The following is a 16,182-nucleotide window of genomic DNA, read 5'->3' as shown; positions in this document are numbered from 1 at the left end:
ACGCACTAGAAAATTACTGGTTGTTATAGTGATGTAATGATACAAGGTCTGGGAGGGTTAGCAGATGTCATTGCTAAAAAATTCGATTATAGTAGATATTCCTTATAATAACTGCTACTTACAGTAGCTACTAATAGCATTCATCTAAATAGACTGAGGGATTAAATCATGAAAACATTAGGATTATGTATTGCCGCAGGACTGGGCTTAAGCGCTTGTGCGAGCGGTGGAACGATGGGTAACACCAACCCAAACAACATAGTGACCGAGTACCCTGTTGAGACTGCCATGCTCAATATCTATACCAAACAGCGTAGTGAAAATTTGGTTGCCACTATCGGCAATCAAACGGCCTCAGCAGATATTCAAGTCACGCCTAAAGGCAACATGGTTTTCAATAATAAAAAGGTACAAGGTACTGAGATCAACACGATCAACAAAGTGAACAATCAAATCACTAACCAGTCAGTCGCTATCAATTACTTCACCTTGAACCCTCTGGTATTTCACGGTTTTACGGACAGCACAGGCAAATATTCGGTCTCAAACCAAACGACCACTATCCCAAAAATGGCGACGGTGGGCGACTCAAACAAATTGATTACTGAAAATGTCTATAGCGATAGCAGCATGCGCAAAAAAATAGGAACCTATAACCAAAACTGGTCCCTGACGCGAGATAGCAATCAGACCGCATGGTTCTGTATCGAAACCTCAGACAATATGCTTGCTGGTGGCACCTCTGAGGGCAGTTCAAAAGAATGCTACAAAATCAATGCCAAAGGCGACATACTTGCGAGCAAAGTCACTATCGCACCGCCAGCTGGTAATGGCGGACAGACGATTACGTTTAACAGCAAGTAAGCTGCTCAATGATGAATAGGCCGTTTCTGTAATCGGTCGTTCATGGGGTCAGATTATAAAAAGTATAAAAAAAGGAGCTGAATTATCAGCTCCTTTTTTATGACTTATTGACTATTATTTAACCACCGCCCTCGCTAATTGTGAAATGGCCAATAGCTAAATGATATTGACCTCATAACTGAATTTTTCTGCCAATCCATAAGATTCTCTATATTCGATAGGATCACCTTCTAGATTTTTAGCCACACGGCATACTTTCACTAAGTTTTCTTGCTTGGTATTGTCCAGATAAGGGTCTATATGATTGGAGATAAAAAACAACATCTCCACGGCTGACGAGACAAACTGACCGCACTTTTTGTAATAAAAAGGATAAAGTAGATTTTCAAAGTCTTCAGGTTCAAGACCGATAAAATCTTGGTAACGGCTCTCGGGCAACCAAATCCTTTCACTCAAAATCACTCTATCTTCGACAATGCGCACACGTTCTATATAAATCAAACTTTCTTTTTCGTGAATATTTAATTCTTTATTGATTGCCTCAACAGGCTCTATCAACATGACCTTTTTGATGACGCCAGTCGGTATGACATAAGAAGCATCTTTATCGCGGTATTTAAAAAACCTTAATAACGAGCCCTCAAAGTTGGGCCTTTTTAAAAAAGTACCGCGACCTTGCTGCTTTATCAAAACGCCGTCATCCACTAACTTTTCGACCGCTTTGCGTACGGTGCCCACCGATACTTGATACTTGTCTGCAAACTCCTGTTCTGTCGGTAAGGGGGTTTTTTCATCCCACTTATTTTCTGTCAGTAACGTTTGAATATGCCACCGCACTTGCTCGTACCGTGGCATGTTAAATTTTTTAAAATTATCCATAATTTTTTTCACCACAATAGGAGGATTTTATTAATACGCCCAATCTTTCTAAGCCCAATCATGTTCATAAGAAATAAAATATCTCTGACACTCTATCTTAAGCCCTTACCAAACTCTATACACATCATTTTGATATCAAAGTCTATCTAGATTTTTTGGTCAATCTCACCTAATTAACGGCTCCTTTTTTGCTATTATTCTATTGAGTTATATACACTTAAAAAGCTGATAAGATTTGTTGGCTTAGAAAGTTGTTTGTCAACATTATCACAATGCTCTTTAATCTAAAACATATATATGTATGTAGATATTTAGATGTCATACAGTCAATACCAAGGAGCGAATATGACCCTATATCTTATAGCGGCCATAGTAATTTCTATTGCGTTGGGTTACACCACTAAAATCAATATTGGCTTGTTTGCGATTGTGTTTTCATACCTTATCGGCTGTTTTGGTATGCAGCTAAGCGCTTATGAGGTTATTAAGCTATGGCCTCTGAAGATTTTCTTTGTGATTTTTGCCGTTACGCTCTTCTATAATTTTTCCTTGGCGAATGGCGCGTTAGAAAAACTGTGTGAGCATTTGATATACAAGTGTCGACATTTTCCAGCGTTTTTGCCGCTGGCTATTTTCTTTGCTGCGACAATTGTAGCAGCTTTAGGAGCCGGTTATTACACGGTTCTTGCCACGATGGCACCGATGATTTTGTTGTTATCCAAAAGAACCAACTTAAACATTATTATTGCAACCTTGTCTGTGAACTATGGAGCGCTTGCGGGTGCCAACTTTATTACCTCACAGAGTGGCGTTATTTTCAGAGAGCTTATGAGCGGTGCTGGTGTGGCCAATGATAATACCTTTACATATGGTTTGGGTATATTTGCCGCGACCTTTTTGATGCCTGTGGTTTTATTAGGCACTTATAGCTTTATTAATGCTAAGACCAGCAAAATAGCCATTCAGACTATTGTGCCACAGCCTTTTGACAGCAATCAGAAAAAGTCCATCATGCTGATTTTTATCATGATGGCGACGGTACTTATCGTACCCGTCTCAAATCTACTCATACCGAACGTAGACGCCATTGAGTTTTTGAACGCTCGGATTGATATTGGTTTTATCGCCATTTTCTTCGCTTTGATGAGCTTATTTTTGAAGCTGGGTGATGAAAAAACCGTGATTGCTTTGATACCGTGGAATACGCTTATTATGATTTGCGGCGTAGGTATGTTGATTAGCCTTGGTGTGGAAGTAGGCGTTATTTATGAGCTGACAGAGTGGCTCAGTACCAACGTTCCTATTTGGATGATACCATTTTTGGTGTTTATTATTAGTGCAATTATGTCGATATTTGCCAGTACGCTTGGCGTCGTTGCACCGACTCTATTTCCGATGGTCCCTGCCTTGGCTGTGGCTTCTGGTTTGAGTCCTTTTTTCTTATTCATCTGTATTGTCATCGGCGCTCAAAGCTCATCTATTTCTCCTTTTTCGTCAGGAGGCAGTCTCATACTGGGGGCCGCTCAAGTGCATATAGACAAGAACAAGCTGTTGCATACTTTATTGTTCAAGGCAGTGCCTTTAGATATCGTTGTTGGCCTGATAGCAATTTTCTTTATCCAAATGATGTTCTAATTTTTATTGAAAAAAGACAGCAATAGGGATCATATGTATGTCATTGCATACGATCCAGACAAATGACAACAAATAAATCACAATAAAAGACGTACTCATTCAGCAAAAAACCCCTAGAATGCGTCTATTTTTATGTCTGTCAGATGATCTTTATGGTCAAAATACAGCATAAGCTTTGTCGCTCACCTCATCTATCCTGCCCCTACCATTAAGCTGCCCGCTTTGAAATGAAAATCATCTTTGTGCCAATTGACGATATGTGCCATTTACGATATGTGCCATTTACGATAAACCATAACCTTTTGTTATTGTTGGTATTATAAAATTTCATCTGTACACCCAAACTGGTTTCTTTTTTATTTCATATTGAAATAGCCATTTGTGCGACTCGTCAGACAACTAATACTGCTACTTAGAAAAAATTCATACATACATACATATGTTTCTTGTTATTTCTAAATTATTCTGTTACTTTTGCAAAGTGAACAAAAAGACTACTGTTGTAAAGGTTGGTAACATTATTGGTCTGCTTCCAACTTTTTGTATAGTCACCTCTTCCTTTCAATCAAAATTTTATTGATTTTTACTGAAAAAATACACACAAGGAGTGTCGTGTGAAAAAACTATCCTATCTAGCGCTTGGTCTATCTGTACTTACCTTGACAGCTTGTAACAATGCTAACGAAACTGCGAGCGCAGGTGCAGATGAGTTTGCAGGTCCTTCACGTCCAGAATGTATCGCTCCAGCAAAACCAGGCGGCGGCTTTGACTTGACTTGTAAGCTTGCTCAGTCAGGTCTAAGAGACACGGGTATATTGACAGACCCAATGCGCGTCACTTATATGCCAGGCGGCGTAGGTGCGGTTGCATATAACAAAATTGTCGCCAATGACCGCAGCAACGAAGACGCTATTATCGCGTTCTCAACGGGATCAATCCTGAACTTATCACAAGGTAAATTTGGTAAATTCACCGAAAAAGACGTGAAATGGCTAGCAGCCGTTGGTACCGATTATGGTGCTATCGCTGTCAATGCGGACTCGCCAATCAAAGATCTAGCAGGATTGGTCGCTGAACTTAAATCAAATCCAAAAGCAATCAGTTTCGCCGCTGGTGGTAGTGTTGGTGGTCAGGACTGGATGCAAACTGCTATTTTGGCCAAAGCCGTTGGCGTCAGCCCTAGCGACATGACTTATGTTGCGATGGAAGGCGGCGGTGAGGCAATTACGGCAGTAATGGGTAACCATGTCACTGTTGTGAGTGCTGGTATTGCTGAGATCATGCCACAAGCTACTGCTGGCAAATTGCGTGTGTTAGCCGTATTTGCAGATGAAAGATTGGGTGGCTCTATGGCTGATATCCCTACTGCAGTAGAGCAAGGCTATGATGTGACTTGGCCTGTCGTTCGTGGTTACTACATGGGTCCAGACGTTAGCCCTGCCGCTTACGACTGGTGGAAAGCCTCATTTGATAAAATGCTTGCTGATCCAAAATTTGCCGAATTGCGTGAACAACAAGAGTTACTACCATTCTCTATGACTGGCGATGAGCTTGAGCAGTATGTCTATAAGCGTACTGGTGAGCTACGTGAGTTGTCTGCTGAGTACGGTCTTGTTGATGCTGCCGCACAGTAGCATTACTCAGACCATATCCCCTTAATGATTGAATACTAAATTGTTTAGTATTCATCGAAGGTTGAAAGATGAGACATCTCTCAACCTTTTTATTTAAAATTTAAGGAATACCTCTATGACGATGGAACGTGCGTTCTCCGGATTAATGGGACTATTTAGCTTATTTTTGGTCTACTTGGCTATTGGTTATGTTGCTCCCATTGCTTATGACCCTATCGGCCCTCGGCCCTATCCTATTTTAATTTTCTCACTGATGGCACTTTTGACCTTGGTTATTGCCTTTCGTCCAGCACGATTTACCAAAGTCATTGATTTAGGCTATAACAAGGTCGTGCTTAGAAATCTTGTTCTGTGTGTCAGTGCATTATTGATTTATAGTTTGATTTTTGAGCCTTTAGGTTTTGTTGTTGCTACCACCCTGATGTGTTTTGCGGTTGGTCTACTGTTTGCAGGCAATCCTGTTAAAAGCCTTATCTTTTCAGTTGTGATCAGTATCGCCCTGTATGTCTTATTTGACATGGCTTTGGACGTCATTCTGCCACTTGGAATATTATCAGGAATAATGGGATAGCTATTATGGAAACTTTTGACTTTTTAATGCACGGTTTCGGCGTAGCGATGTTGCCCAAAAACTTACTGATTGCGCTTATCGGTGCTTTTATTGGTACGATTGTGGGTATGTTGCCTGGCCTTGGCCCGATTAATGGTGTGGCAATTCTACTACCATTTGCTTTTGCCCTTGGTCTACCACCAGAGAGTGCGCTGATCTTACTGGCAGCTGTTTATCTTGGTTGTGAATATGGTGGTCGTATTTCTGCCATTCTACTCAACGTACCAGGGTCTGCTGCTGCGGTGATGACCTCGTTGGATGGTAATCCGCTAGCATTGCAAGGTAAGGCAGGTATTGCCTTGTCCATCTCTGCGGTCGCCTCGTTTATTGGTTCGACGATTGCGACCCTTGGCGTGGTCTTGTTTGCCCCTCTATTGGCTAAATGGGCGGTGTCTTTTGGCCCTGCTGAATACTTCGTATTGATGGTATTCGCGATTTGCTGTTTGAGTGGTTTGGTTGGTGATCAACCGATTAAGACCGCAGTATCAGCCTTGATTGGCTTGGGTCTAGCGACTGTCGGCGTCGATGCGGTGACGGGTATTTATCGTTATACTTTTGACTCTGTCAATCTATCTGATGGTATCCAATTCACAACAATCGTTATTGGTTTCTTTAGTGTCAGTGAAATCTTGATTTTGCTCGAAAGAACCAGTACGGGTGGTAAAATAGTCGCGCAAGGTAAGCGTAGCTTATTCAACCTAAAAGAGTTTCTCTTCACCATCGGTGCTATGTTGCGTAGTGGTGCAATGGGTTTCTTCGTTGGTATCCTACCGGGTGCAGGCGCGACGATTGCCAGTGCAATGACCTATGCCAGTGAACGTAAAATTGCTGGTGATGATGGCAAATTTGGTGAAGGTGATCTTCGTGGTCTAGCATCACCAGAGGCGGCTAATAATGCATCAGCGTGTGGTTCATTTGTACCGATGTTGACCTTAGGTGTCCCTGGTTCTGGTACCACAGCGGTTATGATGGGTGCGTTGACGTTGTATAACATCACGCCAGGTCCACAGTTATTTACTGAGCAGCCAGATATCGTTTGGGGTCTTATTGCCTCATTGTTCATCTGTAACGTTATCTTGCTTGTCATGAACATCCCGTTGGTTGGTTTCTTCTCTAAGCTATTAAACGTACCAAACTATATCTTGATTCCATCAATCGCTGCTATCAGCTTCGTTGGTGTCTACTCTATCAACAGTACAACGTTTGATATGGTGTTCATGGTAGCACTGGGTATCTTTGGTTATTTCTTACGTAAACTGCACTTCCCTCTATCTGCCCTTATCCTTGGTTATGTACTAGGTGAGCTTATGGAGTCTAACCTACGTCGTGCGCTCTCTATCTCTCAAGGCGAGCTGTCTATCCTGTGGAGCAGCCCAATCACCGTATCATTATGGGGTCTGGTCGTGGTCATGATCTTCATGCCAATCATTCGTAAAATGTATCGTAAACGTTTTAAGAAGACTGCTGCATAAGTTTTTGCTAGTTCGTCTCTAAATGTCTCTCCGGCGGTGGTTATACTCAGGTATGGCCACCGTTTTTTTAGAGATACTTTCACCCTACTTTCAATAGTTATTAGGGACAAGCCCTTAACACTCCTCACTTTTTTGTCAGCTATCCAACACTAGCAAAACATCACTACTTGATGTCACTCATGAAATAGGATTTTATAGTGCCCCTTGTTTTAGATTTATTGCAAACCATTCCAACGTGGCACTTAGTAGGCTTATTTGGTGCTGGTATGATCGCTTTTATTATCTCTACGATATCTGGTGGTGGCGGTGCGATGCTGCTGATACCAGTCACTTCTTCGATGATAGGGACAGCGGTTGCGCCACCTGTGATCAACGTGGCTACTTTTATGAGTAATGCCTCGCGGCTCTATTTATTTTGGCATGATATTGATTGGTCATTGACCAAATACTATGTTCCAAGCGCTATCGTAGGAGCGTGGTTGGCGGCATTGGTCTTTAGCCGTTTGGATGCAGGCTGGATTCAGTTATTGGTTGGTGCATTTCTAGTCTCTACTATTTTCCAATACAAGTTTGGTAAAGTAAGTAAAACGTTTGACATGCCAAAAGTAGGTTTTGTACCTGTGGGCTTTTTCATTGCCTTTATGAGCACGTTGGTGGGCGGCCTCGGCCCTATTCTTAACCCTTTTTATATGAATGCAGGACTAGAAAAAGAAAATCTGATTGCGACCAAAACGGCGAATTCTTTTTTTGTCGGTATTGTACAAGTCGTCAGCTACGCCTTTTTTGGCATACTCACTGTCAAGATCTGTGTGTATGGTCTGGTATTAGGACTGGGTGCCGTTATTGGCAACGTCATTGGCAAACGCTTTTTGGCTGGCATCAGTATTAGTCAGTTTAGAATAATGCTGCTGATACTAATGGTGATTAGTGGTTTAATAATGATCATAAGAAACATACACGTATTGTTTTAATAAGCCTATCATTTGATGCCGTAATTATGTCATGCAAATTCTTATAAATACGGGTATTTATTCTTTATTAAAGATAATGCTCAATCATATGCTGACCTGATATAGCATATTAATCAGAATACCTTACATCATCATGCGCCAGCCTCTAAACTTGGCAAAGAAACCCTTCAATCTTTCAGAAAAATTAAAAGTCTCGGCTTCTGGTACTTCTTCAACGTGATGACGAGTTGCTAATATCGGCTGCTGTACCAGTTTTTCGTGATGCTCAAACGCGCGGTCCAGACTGATACTCATGATAGAGAAGTTGGTAGGACGTGGCAGACAGCGATACACCTGCCCTTTATTGATGAGATCAATCACCATGTGAGCGTCTTTGAATTCAGTCAACATCAGCACCATCAGATCGGGCTGGATATTTTTTAGGGCGTAGACAATAGGAGTAATATTTTCTTCGCTGAGCGTCGCATCCGTGATGGTGACACCAAACTTATTTTTTTGTAATAACTTCGCAGCCTGCTCGAGGTTGCTTGCCCAGCTCACTGTATAAGTACTTTTAAACTGATTTTTTATTTCTTGATAGATGCTCTCATCATCATCCAATACCAGTATATTTCTTTTGCTACTAGCATTCATAAAGCTGTGAGACTCATTACCCTGAAGAATATTTTGGGTAATATCTTGCGTTTGCTGAGCAATCTCTGTGGCTTTATTTACGATTTTTTTGAGCTCATCATTTTGCCAAGGCTTGGTGATATAACGGTAAATCTCTCCATCATTGACCGAGTCAATAACCGCATTGAGATCAGCATAGCCTGTTAGCAAGATACGAATGGTATTGGGTGACGCCTCTTTGATATCACGCAAGACTTCCGTACCCTGCTTATCCGGCATACGTTGGTCGCTGATGACCACTTGTACATCGTGCTCGCTGACATACTTCATGAGTTCAGTGGCATCCGTGGTGACAAACACGTCGTGTGACTGGCGAAAATGCATTTTTAGACTGCGTAATATGCGCGGCTCATCATCGATAAAGGCAATTTTTGGTTTTTGCATGATGCTCTCTTTAGGTGAGTTGTGAGAAGTATCTCAACCTTCAAACAAGGCTTTGGAAGGTTTATTCTCATAAGTTTTCGATTGTATTAGCAGCATAATGGTAAAAGTCGTACCCTCGCCAACGACCGAGCTTGCTGCAATACTGCCGCCATGCTGCTCCATAATCTGTGTGCTGATCGCCAGCCCTAAACCCGTCCCATCACCTGCTTTTTTGGTGGTAAAAAACGGCTCAAAGATACGATCTAATGTGTGCTCGTTGATACCGACGCCATTGTCAGTGACTTGTACGACAACCTGTTGCTGCTCCTCATCGACAGCTGAGATGATATGCAATTCGCCTTTTTGATCAGGCGCTATGGCTTGAGCAGCATTATTGAATAAATTTAATAGCACTTGATTGATTTGGGAGGGATTGCATTGAATCAGCGGCAGTGTCGCTAGGCTGGTCGTAATATCTAGGGTTTTGAGGTTGTTGCGCGCCATGACCAGCGAGGTATTGATACAGTCATTGATATCGACGTCTTTTACTTTTGATTCATCAATTCTAGAAAAATCGCGCAAACTAACAACCAACTCAGCAATCTGGTCAACACCGTATAAACTGTCTTTGATCAAATCGGCCAAGTCCTCACTGACTTCATCTTCTTTGATCTCTTCACAGCACTGTAGCGTTTGCGCTGTCAATTGTGCTACTTGTGCTTGGTCAGTATTAGGCTCTTTTAATGCCTGCAATAGCTGGTCAGTATGGCTGATGAGCTCATCAAAACGCATTAAGTTATCACCGACTAATTCGATGTTACTGCGTACGTAGCCCAATGGCGTGTTGACCTCGTGCGCCACGCCTGCCACCATTTGACCCAAGGTTGCCATTTTTTCGGAGCGCACTAATTGTACTTGCGAGGCTTTTAGCTCATCCATCGCTTGCTGTAGATCTTGGGTACGGGCAGCGACTTGTTTTTCTAGATGGACGTTGATTTCGGCAAGCGCGCCTTCGTTTTCGACGACACGATCAATCAGTTGGTTGGTCTGCTCACTGATGATTTGAATTTCGCTCACGCTTGAGCTGGGCAGCTTATGTGCGAATAGTTTTTGATATTGCTTTTGTTCAATCAAAGCACCCATCTCAGCCACCAAAAGCGACATACGTTGTAATGGACGAGTAAAATACTTACGAAACACCCATGCCGTTAATAATAAAATAGGGATAAAACCGAGCAGCATAGCTTGAATCAGCTGATTTGATAAGGCATTTGCAACGCTCAGTAGGTCACTATTGGGTTTTACAATCACCATTTTCCAATAAGTAAACGGCATGCGAAAGACGAAGGCGGTGGCTGGCTGCTGTAAGACAAAATCATTGGGCACATCGATGGTATCGACCAAATGACTGTCTACTAAATTGAAAGTTTGATCGATATTTAACAGTAATAGCGCTGAGAGTAGCTCGGATTCTTGCTCACTTATTTTACCCAGATTGGTTGTGCTCAAAATACTACGAGCCGCTAATGTGAAGCGACCTTTATCTTTGGCAGTGGCGTCCTCAATCAGCGTATCATTAATGCGACCCAAACTGTCCGCGATAGGCGCAAAGCTAGGGTTGATAGCCGCCAACTGACTGGCATTCATCATCTCACCTTGTGGATTGTTAGCCGTTGTTTGAGTGACGAGCGACTGCTCAGGAAAGGTCAAAAATCGATTGTCCAAGTCAACCAAAAAGACATAGCCACCTATTTTTTCTTGCCATCTCTTCATGGCGGCATCAAGATTGTCCAATAATAAGTTAAAACTTACCACGCCATCAAACGCTTGATTAGTACTGTTGTACAACGCTTTAGCACAGGTCATCATCGGCTGATTGCTCGTGGGATCGATGTATGCCCGACTCCAGACGCAGTGATCATGATTGGCATACATCGCTGGGATATACCACCAGTCTCGATAATAGGCATTGGGCGTTTGGCTCACTTGGTTATAACGCGTCACTGACTGCATGCTGCCTGACTCATCGCGCGCCCATACAAACGACTGACGCTCTTGACCTTGGGCATACATATTTGGGTCAAACCATACCCCACCACCCACGATTCTTTGATCCATTTGTTGCATGAGGTTGCCAAAGGTTTCTTGGTAGAGTGCATCCTCTTTAGGTAGACCGCCCGCCATCGTACTGCTGGCTTTTGCCAGCCCATCGACATGGTTAATACTCACCATGATGCTATTGATGACTTCGTTGCCTGTTTCAACCACAGTCTCTGAAGTCATCTCCATAATGCGCGGCTTGCCTTGGGTTTCAATGACCAAGTACACCATCAGGATAATCAGTGAAAAAGCCAACGCTAAAATAATCAGCATACGGGTAGAGATACTACCAAGCCTGCCAGCAACGCTCATAAACACACCTTCTATATACGCACTAACTAGTATCAATGAATCACTTAATGGATAAAGAAATAAGTTATACGCAGCAACTATTTATAGTGGGCTTAAGAATACGGCCGAGTTGTGAACATATGATGACAAAGAAGATACTGGTTGATAAAAGTTGGACTATTGAAAAAGGCTTGTAAAAACGGGGGAGGAGAGAGATTGAACGATAGGATTTTTAGATATATATATAAAAACGCAGCGCATCTTTTGATACCCTGCGTTTTTTGAATTCATTTTTTTAGAGAATGCGGGTTCTAAACGGTAGATAAGCCATCGTTATCACCAAAGTGTCTTTTATTTATACATATATCTCACGTCTGCTATGGTAATACTCACCTAACGCTGCCCGTATGTAATCACTCCTCAAACGATGGGTCAGTACGGCGTAGCTTTCTTAATAAGGCAGGCCATGCGATATCACCATTCGCTCCTCTGGTCACCTGCTCAGATGCCGCTTGAATACCGGCCAATATTTGTGCTGGTATCGGTGTCAATGCGCTGCCACCGCTCTGCGCCTTGATTTGAATCTCGCAGGCGTTTTGTAAAATATACATATTCAAAAACGCATCAGCGACTGTATCAGCACAAGTGAGCAGACCGTGATTGCGCAAGATCATGAAGTTAGCCTTGCCTAAATCAGCAACCAAGCGGACTTTTTCTTCGGGGTTAAGTGCAACGCCCTCGTAATCGTGATAGGCCAAGTTAGACAAAGGAAATAATGATTGCTGCGAGATAGGCAATAGGCCTTGCTCTTGCGCCGAGACTGCTACGCCATCGCTGGTGTGCAAATGAATCACGCAGTGCGCATCATCACGGGCTTCGTGTACGGCACTATGAATGATAAATCCTGCTGGATTGACATTGAATGCTGATGGCGAGACTTTTTCGCCCGCTTTATTGACTTTGACTAGGCTGGAGGCGGTGATCTCTTCAAATAGCATGCCATAAGGATTGATCAAGAACTCATCTTCCGTCCCTGGTACGCGTGCTGAGATATGAGTAAATACCAGATCATCCCAACCATAAGAAGCAACCAAGCGATAACAAGCGGCAAAATTTACTCGCATCTGCCACTCTTGTTCGCTCATATTATGGTGTACACTCGATGTTGAATCAGTTTGTGTGGTCGTTTTCATCGCTGTTTGCATTGTATAGTCCTTTACAGTTGTAGATAGTCCGAATAATTACTTTACACCATTCTTCAAACCCAAATCTGTCAAAAACATGACACTTATGAATATCAATCATCATTTAAATAACGACCCTTGGTTTGCTGACTTGCCAGCCGATGTGCAAGCGCTACTAGCGTATAACGCTGTGCTAAAGATATACCAAAAAAGTCAAATGATTCATGCGATTGGTGACAACGATGATGCGGCGCTGCACTTTGTCGTGTCGGGTACGATTAGAGTCTGCAATGTGAGCGCTAGCGGCAATGCCATGACCCTCGCTCACCTATCTAGTGGCGAATGGTTTGGCGAGATATCTATCATAGATGACCATCCTCGTACCCATGATGCGTGGACAATCAATAAGGTTACGTTGATTTCTATCCCTAGAAAGGTGGTGATCCAGACGGCGCAACAGTATCCAATTTTATACAAGCACCTCGCGCTTATCACTTGTGCGCGTATTCGTAGAGCCTTTGATTGGATTGATGATGCCACCTCACTCAATACATCGGCGCGACTGGCGAGCATGCTCATGGGACTCATCGGTACTTATGGTAAGCAAGTGAATGGCGATATCAAGATAGACTTACGATTGTCGCAAGAAGAGCTTGGCTTTATGCTTGGCACCACCAGACAAACCATCAATAAAATCATTCAGTCTTGGCAAAAACAGGAATTCATAGATATGCACTATGGTTTTATTACTATAAAGAATCAGTCTGAGTTAAGGGCAATGATGAATCCTGAATAATTTGAATAGCTATAAAATCTTTCCGTAAAATTTTCTATAAACCACTCAACACCTCGCAAACTATCATAAGCATTAGCATCAAAACTGCCACCTTAACATCTTCTTAACAGCACACTTGTTATGGTAAGGAATGACGTTTCCTATCATTCTGTTGAGAAGTATTTATATGTCCATATCTCAAGCCGCCAAAATCGCCACGCCCAAAGCCAATAAAAAAAACAGCTATCTGAGTAAGCTCTACGATCATGAGGTAAATCTCAATTATCTTATTATCATCGTTGCCTTGTATTTGGTGGCGACTGCCAATATTGGCTTTTTTGAACAGGTGCTAAATGTCTATCCATTTAGCAAAAATGTCGGCTTTATACTGTCTATTACTGGCTTGTTGTTTGGACTGATGTGGCTGGTATTACAGCTGCTTTGCTATCGTCCGATTGCCAAACCAGTATTAATTGCGCTACTGGTCACTGCCGCCATCTGTGGTTATTTTACAGATGCTTACGGGACGATATTTGACACCAATATGCTGATCAACAGTCTGGAGACCGATCAAGCAGAGGCAATGGGATTGTTTGCCCCTAGCATGGTCATTCGGGTGCTGCTAATGGGCGTGTTACCAGCATTTATCATTAGCAAAATTCGTCTAAAACGCTTTACTTGGCAACGCAGTATTCTACAAAAAACAGCTACCTTGATATTGTCTATCGCAGTCATCGCGGCATGTCTTTTACCCTTTGGTGACCAGTACGCCAGCTTCTTTCGTCAGCACAAACAAGTCCGCTCTTATGCCAACCCAATCACGCCTATTTACTCTACAATTAAACTTGGCGAAAATTATGTCAATGAGCTGCGCCGTCCTGATACTTTCACGCTACATGCGACAGATGCAAAGCGCGTCGCCCCTGCTAGTAGCACTACAAAACCCAAACTGATGGTGTTCGTCGTTGGCGAAACGGCTCGAGCCGATCACTTTGGTTTAAATGGCTATACACGCAACACCACGCCGCTACTCTCAAAACAGTCCAACCTTTATAGTTTTAAAGATGCCGTCTCTTGTGGCACCTCCACTGCTTACTCAGTGCCCTGCATGTTCAGTTATGCCAATCGGGAGAATTATGATATCGATACTGCCAAGTACAATGAAAACGTACTCGATACGCTCAGCAAGCAAGGGGTCAATGTCGTTTGGCGAGACAACAACTCTAGCTCTAAAGGCGTGGCTGATCGTGTCACTTTTGAGGACTTCAAAACGGCTGATACCAATCCGAACTGCGATGTTGAATGCCGAGATATTGGCATGCTTGATGGTTTTGATACACTGGTTAAGTCAGACAGCTCAGAGAAAGAGTCGCCTAAAGACACGCTTATTGTGTTACACCAAATGGGCAATCATGGCCCCGCTTATTACCAGCGCTACCCTAAAGAATTTGAAACGTATAAACCCGTCTGTATGACCAATGAGCTCTCTAAATGTGATACCCAGTCTGTGATCAATGGCTATGATAATGCGATTCTGTACACCGACTACTTTTTGGATAACGTGATCGATACCCTAAAGACTTACGAACAAGATTATGATGTAGTCATGGTATATATGAGCGATCATGGCGAGAGTTTGGGTGAAAACAATATTTACTTGCATGGTCTACCCTATAAGTTTGCACCAGATACTCAAAAACATGTGCCTGCGGTCATTTGGTCACCGGACAGCAATCACATCGATGCGGATAGTCTCTCTAGTATGAGCAGTCAGCCCGTATCACACGATTTTATTACGCCGACGTTGCTTAGCTTTTTTGGCATCACGACTGATGCGGTCAAAGGGGCGCCAACCTTTTTTAAAGTGAATAACTAAATCCGTTTCTATATTGCTCCATCTTTTAGGTAGCCACTATTTTTTAGGTCAACATCATGTATAAGATACTCGTTATTGAAGACAACCCCGATATCGTGGCCAATATTTATGCTTTTTTTGAGCCCAAAGGCTTTGAGCTGGACAACGCACATAATGGCTACAGTGGGCTAACGCTCGCCGCAAGCAATCATTATGACGTGATATTGCTCGATGTCATGCTACCAGGTATGGATGGCACCAAGCTGTGTAAGAAACTCAGAGAAGAATTGCATGACAAAACACCTGTGCTGATGCTCACTGCTCGCGATACAATTTTGGATAAAGTTGCAGGTTTTGATAGTGGCGCTGATGATTATTTGGTCAAGCCTTTTTCGTTGATTGAGCTAGAATGCCGTATCAAAGCACTTATACGTCGTCATGAGGATGATCATTTTGTACACAGTATCGCTGTGGGCGCGCTATCGTTGAACAACAGCGAACATACTATTATGCGCGAGGGCAAATCGATTAAGCTCACCCCAACTGGATTTAAGATATTACATATCCTAATGAGTGCCGCACCTCGCGTCGTCAGCAAGACAGAACTTGAAGAAAAGGTTTGGGGCCTAGATATACCGAGCAGTGATGCGCTACGTACTCATATGCATAGCGTGCGGGCGCAGGTTGACAAGCCCTTTGACAAAACTATGATAGTGACAGTGCCTGGTGTGGGTTACCAAATCATCGATCCCAATAAATCAGAAAACGCGGTAGTATAACTGAGAGAGCAGCACCTCATACGGTCTACCATCGCTCACTATATCAATTGCCTCCTTCGATTAAGTACCTCCTTACTATGTTCAATATAGACTCGATA

General features: G+C 42.8%; 13 protein-coding genes. 9 read left to right on the top strand and 4 right to left on the bottom strand.

All coding sequences use genetic code 11. The annotated features are described in order from the left end of the window. Positions 1-168: 168 nt before the first annotated feature. Positions 169-864 (top strand): hypothetical protein, encoded by a 696-nt coding sequence (locus ACHUET_RS11230; RefSeq protein WP_394212859.1) that lies wholly within the window; start codon positions 169-171, stop codon positions 862-864. A 156-nt stretch (positions 865-1,020) separates the two neighbouring features. Here the strand turns inward: ACHUET_RS11230 and ACHUET_RS11225 are convergent, their stop codons facing one another. Continuing rightward, positions 1,021-1,743 (bottom strand): GntR family transcriptional regulator, encoded by a 723-nt coding sequence (locus ACHUET_RS11225; RefSeq protein ID WP_394212857.1) that lies wholly within the window; start codon positions 1,741-1,743, stop codon positions 1,021-1,023. A gap of 345 nt (positions 1,744-2,088) precedes the next feature. On the opposite strand from ACHUET_RS11225, the gene ACHUET_RS11220 reads away from it, so the two are divergent. The 5 genes from ACHUET_RS11220 to ACHUET_RS11200 all read left to right on the top strand — a co-directional run bounded on the left by ACHUET_RS11220 (position 2,089) and on the right by ACHUET_RS11200 (position 8,065). After that, on the top strand, positions 2,089-3,378 hold the full coding sequence (locus ACHUET_RS11220; RefSeq protein ID WP_394212855.1) for an SLC13 family permease: 1,290 nt from the start codon (positions 2,089-2,091) through the stop codon (positions 3,376-3,378). A 614-nt stretch (positions 3,379-3,992) separates the two neighbouring features. After that, a complete protein-coding gene (locus tag ACHUET_RS11215) occupies positions 3,993-5,012 on the top strand; it encodes a Bug family tripartite tricarboxylate transporter substrate binding protein (protein WP_371532018.1) in 1,020 nt (339 codons plus the stop codon). A 115-nt stretch (positions 5,013-5,127) separates the two neighbouring features. Beyond that, positions 5,128-5,583, top strand: a complete 456-nt coding sequence (locus ACHUET_RS11210) for a tripartite tricarboxylate transporter TctB family protein (protein ID WP_075107518.1) — start codon at positions 5,128-5,130, stop codon at positions 5,581-5,583. A gap of 5 nt (positions 5,584-5,588) precedes the next feature. Beyond that, complete coding sequence (locus tag ACHUET_RS11205) at positions 5,589-7,094, top strand: tripartite tricarboxylate transporter permease (protein WP_394212853.1); 1,506 nt, start codon at positions 5,589-5,591, stop codon at positions 7,092-7,094. 197 nt (positions 7,095-7,291) lie between these two features. After that, the gene (locus ACHUET_RS11200; RefSeq protein WP_394212851.1) at positions 7,292-8,065 is read left to right on the top strand and encodes a sulfite exporter TauE/SafE family protein; all 774 of its coding nucleotides are present in this window, start codon (positions 7,292-7,294) and stop codon (positions 8,063-8,065) included. A 123-nt stretch (positions 8,066-8,188) separates the two neighbouring features. Here ACHUET_RS11200 and ACHUET_RS11195 read toward each other — a convergent pair whose 3' ends face one another. The 3 genes from ACHUET_RS11195 to ACHUET_RS11185 all read right to left on the bottom strand — a co-directional run bounded on the left by ACHUET_RS11195 (position 8,189) and on the right by ACHUET_RS11185 (position 12,696). Further along, positions 8,189-9,121, bottom strand: a complete 933-nt coding sequence (locus ACHUET_RS11195; RefSeq protein ID WP_394212849.1) for a response regulator — start codon at positions 9,119-9,121, stop codon at positions 8,189-8,191. A 33-nt stretch (positions 9,122-9,154) separates the two neighbouring features. Then, complete coding sequence (locus ACHUET_RS11190) at positions 9,155-11,512, bottom strand: ATP-binding protein (protein ID WP_394212848.1); 2,358 nt, start codon at positions 11,510-11,512, stop codon at positions 9,155-9,157. 392 nt (positions 11,513-11,904) lie between these two features. After that, the gene (locus tag ACHUET_RS11185; protein ID WP_394212847.1) at positions 11,905-12,696 is read right to left on the bottom strand and encodes a class II aldolase/adducin family protein; all 792 of its coding nucleotides are present in this window, start codon (positions 12,694-12,696) and stop codon (positions 11,905-11,907) included. A gap of 85 nt (positions 12,697-12,781) precedes the next feature. On the opposite strand from ACHUET_RS11185, the gene ACHUET_RS11180 reads away from it, so the two are divergent. The 3 genes from ACHUET_RS11180 (at position 12,782) to ACHUET_RS11170 (ending at position 16,084) form a co-directional block, all read left to right on the top strand. Continuing rightward, a complete protein-coding gene (locus ACHUET_RS11180) occupies positions 12,782-13,471 on the top strand; it encodes a Crp/Fnr family transcriptional regulator (RefSeq protein WP_201602097.1) in 690 nt (229 codons plus the stop codon). A 166-nt stretch (positions 13,472-13,637) separates the two neighbouring features. Then, complete coding sequence (locus ACHUET_RS11175; RefSeq protein ID WP_394212846.1) at positions 13,638-15,326, top strand: phosphoethanolamine transferase; 1,689 nt, start codon at positions 13,638-13,640, stop codon at positions 15,324-15,326. A 56-nt stretch (positions 15,327-15,382) separates the two neighbouring features. After that, positions 15,383-16,084: a response regulator transcription factor gene (locus ACHUET_RS11170; protein WP_201602091.1), complete on the top strand. Its 702-nt coding sequence runs from the start codon at positions 15,383-15,385 to the stop codon at positions 16,082-16,084. The last annotated feature ends 98 nt before the right edge of the window (positions 16,085-16,182 follow it).

Origin of the sequence: Psychrobacter piscatorii, assembly GCF_043641605.1 — a bacterium.
Classification (GTDB): Bacteria; Pseudomonadota; Gammaproteobacteria; order Pseudomonadales; family Moraxellaceae; genus Psychrobacter; species Psychrobacter piscatorii_C.
This window is presented reverse-complemented; position numbering and strand designations above follow the sequence as displayed.

Coding starts and splice junctions, on each gene's coding strand:
- ACHUET_RS11205 (WP_394212853.1), top strand. CDS start 5,589: ATGGAAACTTTTGACTTTTTAATGCACGGTTTCGGCGTAGCGATGTTG.
- ACHUET_RS11195 (WP_394212849.1), bottom strand. CDS start 9,121: ATGCAAAAACCAAAAATTGCCTTTATCGATGATGAGCCGCGCATATTA.
- ACHUET_RS11220 (WP_394212855.1), top strand. CDS start 2,089: ATGACCCTATATCTTATAGCGGCCATAGTAATTTCTATTGCGTTGGGT.
- ACHUET_RS11180 (WP_201602097.1), top strand. CDS start 12,782: ATGAATATCAATCATCATTTAAATAACGACCCTTGGTTTGCTGACTTG.
- ACHUET_RS11190 (WP_394212848.1), bottom strand. CDS start 11,512: ATGAGCGTTGCTGGCAGGCTTGGTAGTATCTCTACCCGTATGCTGATT.
- ACHUET_RS11185 (WP_394212847.1), bottom strand. CDS start 12,696: ATGCAAACAGCGATGAAAACGACCACACAAACTGATTCAACATCGAGT.
- ACHUET_RS11230 (WP_394212859.1), top strand. CDS start 169: ATGAAAACATTAGGATTATGTATTGCCGCAGGACTGGGCTTAAGCGCT.
- ACHUET_RS11170 (WP_201602091.1), top strand. CDS start 15,383: ATGTATAAGATACTCGTTATTGAAGACAACCCCGATATCGTGGCCAAT.
- ACHUET_RS11225 (WP_394212857.1), bottom strand. CDS start 1,743: ATGGATAATTTTAAAAAATTTAACATGCCACGGTACGAGCAAGTGCGG.
- ACHUET_RS11175 (WP_394212846.1), top strand. CDS start 13,638: ATGTCCATATCTCAAGCCGCCAAAATCGCCACGCCCAAAGCCAATAAA.
- ACHUET_RS11210 (WP_075107518.1), top strand. CDS start 5,128: ATGACGATGGAACGTGCGTTCTCCGGATTAATGGGACTATTTAGCTTA.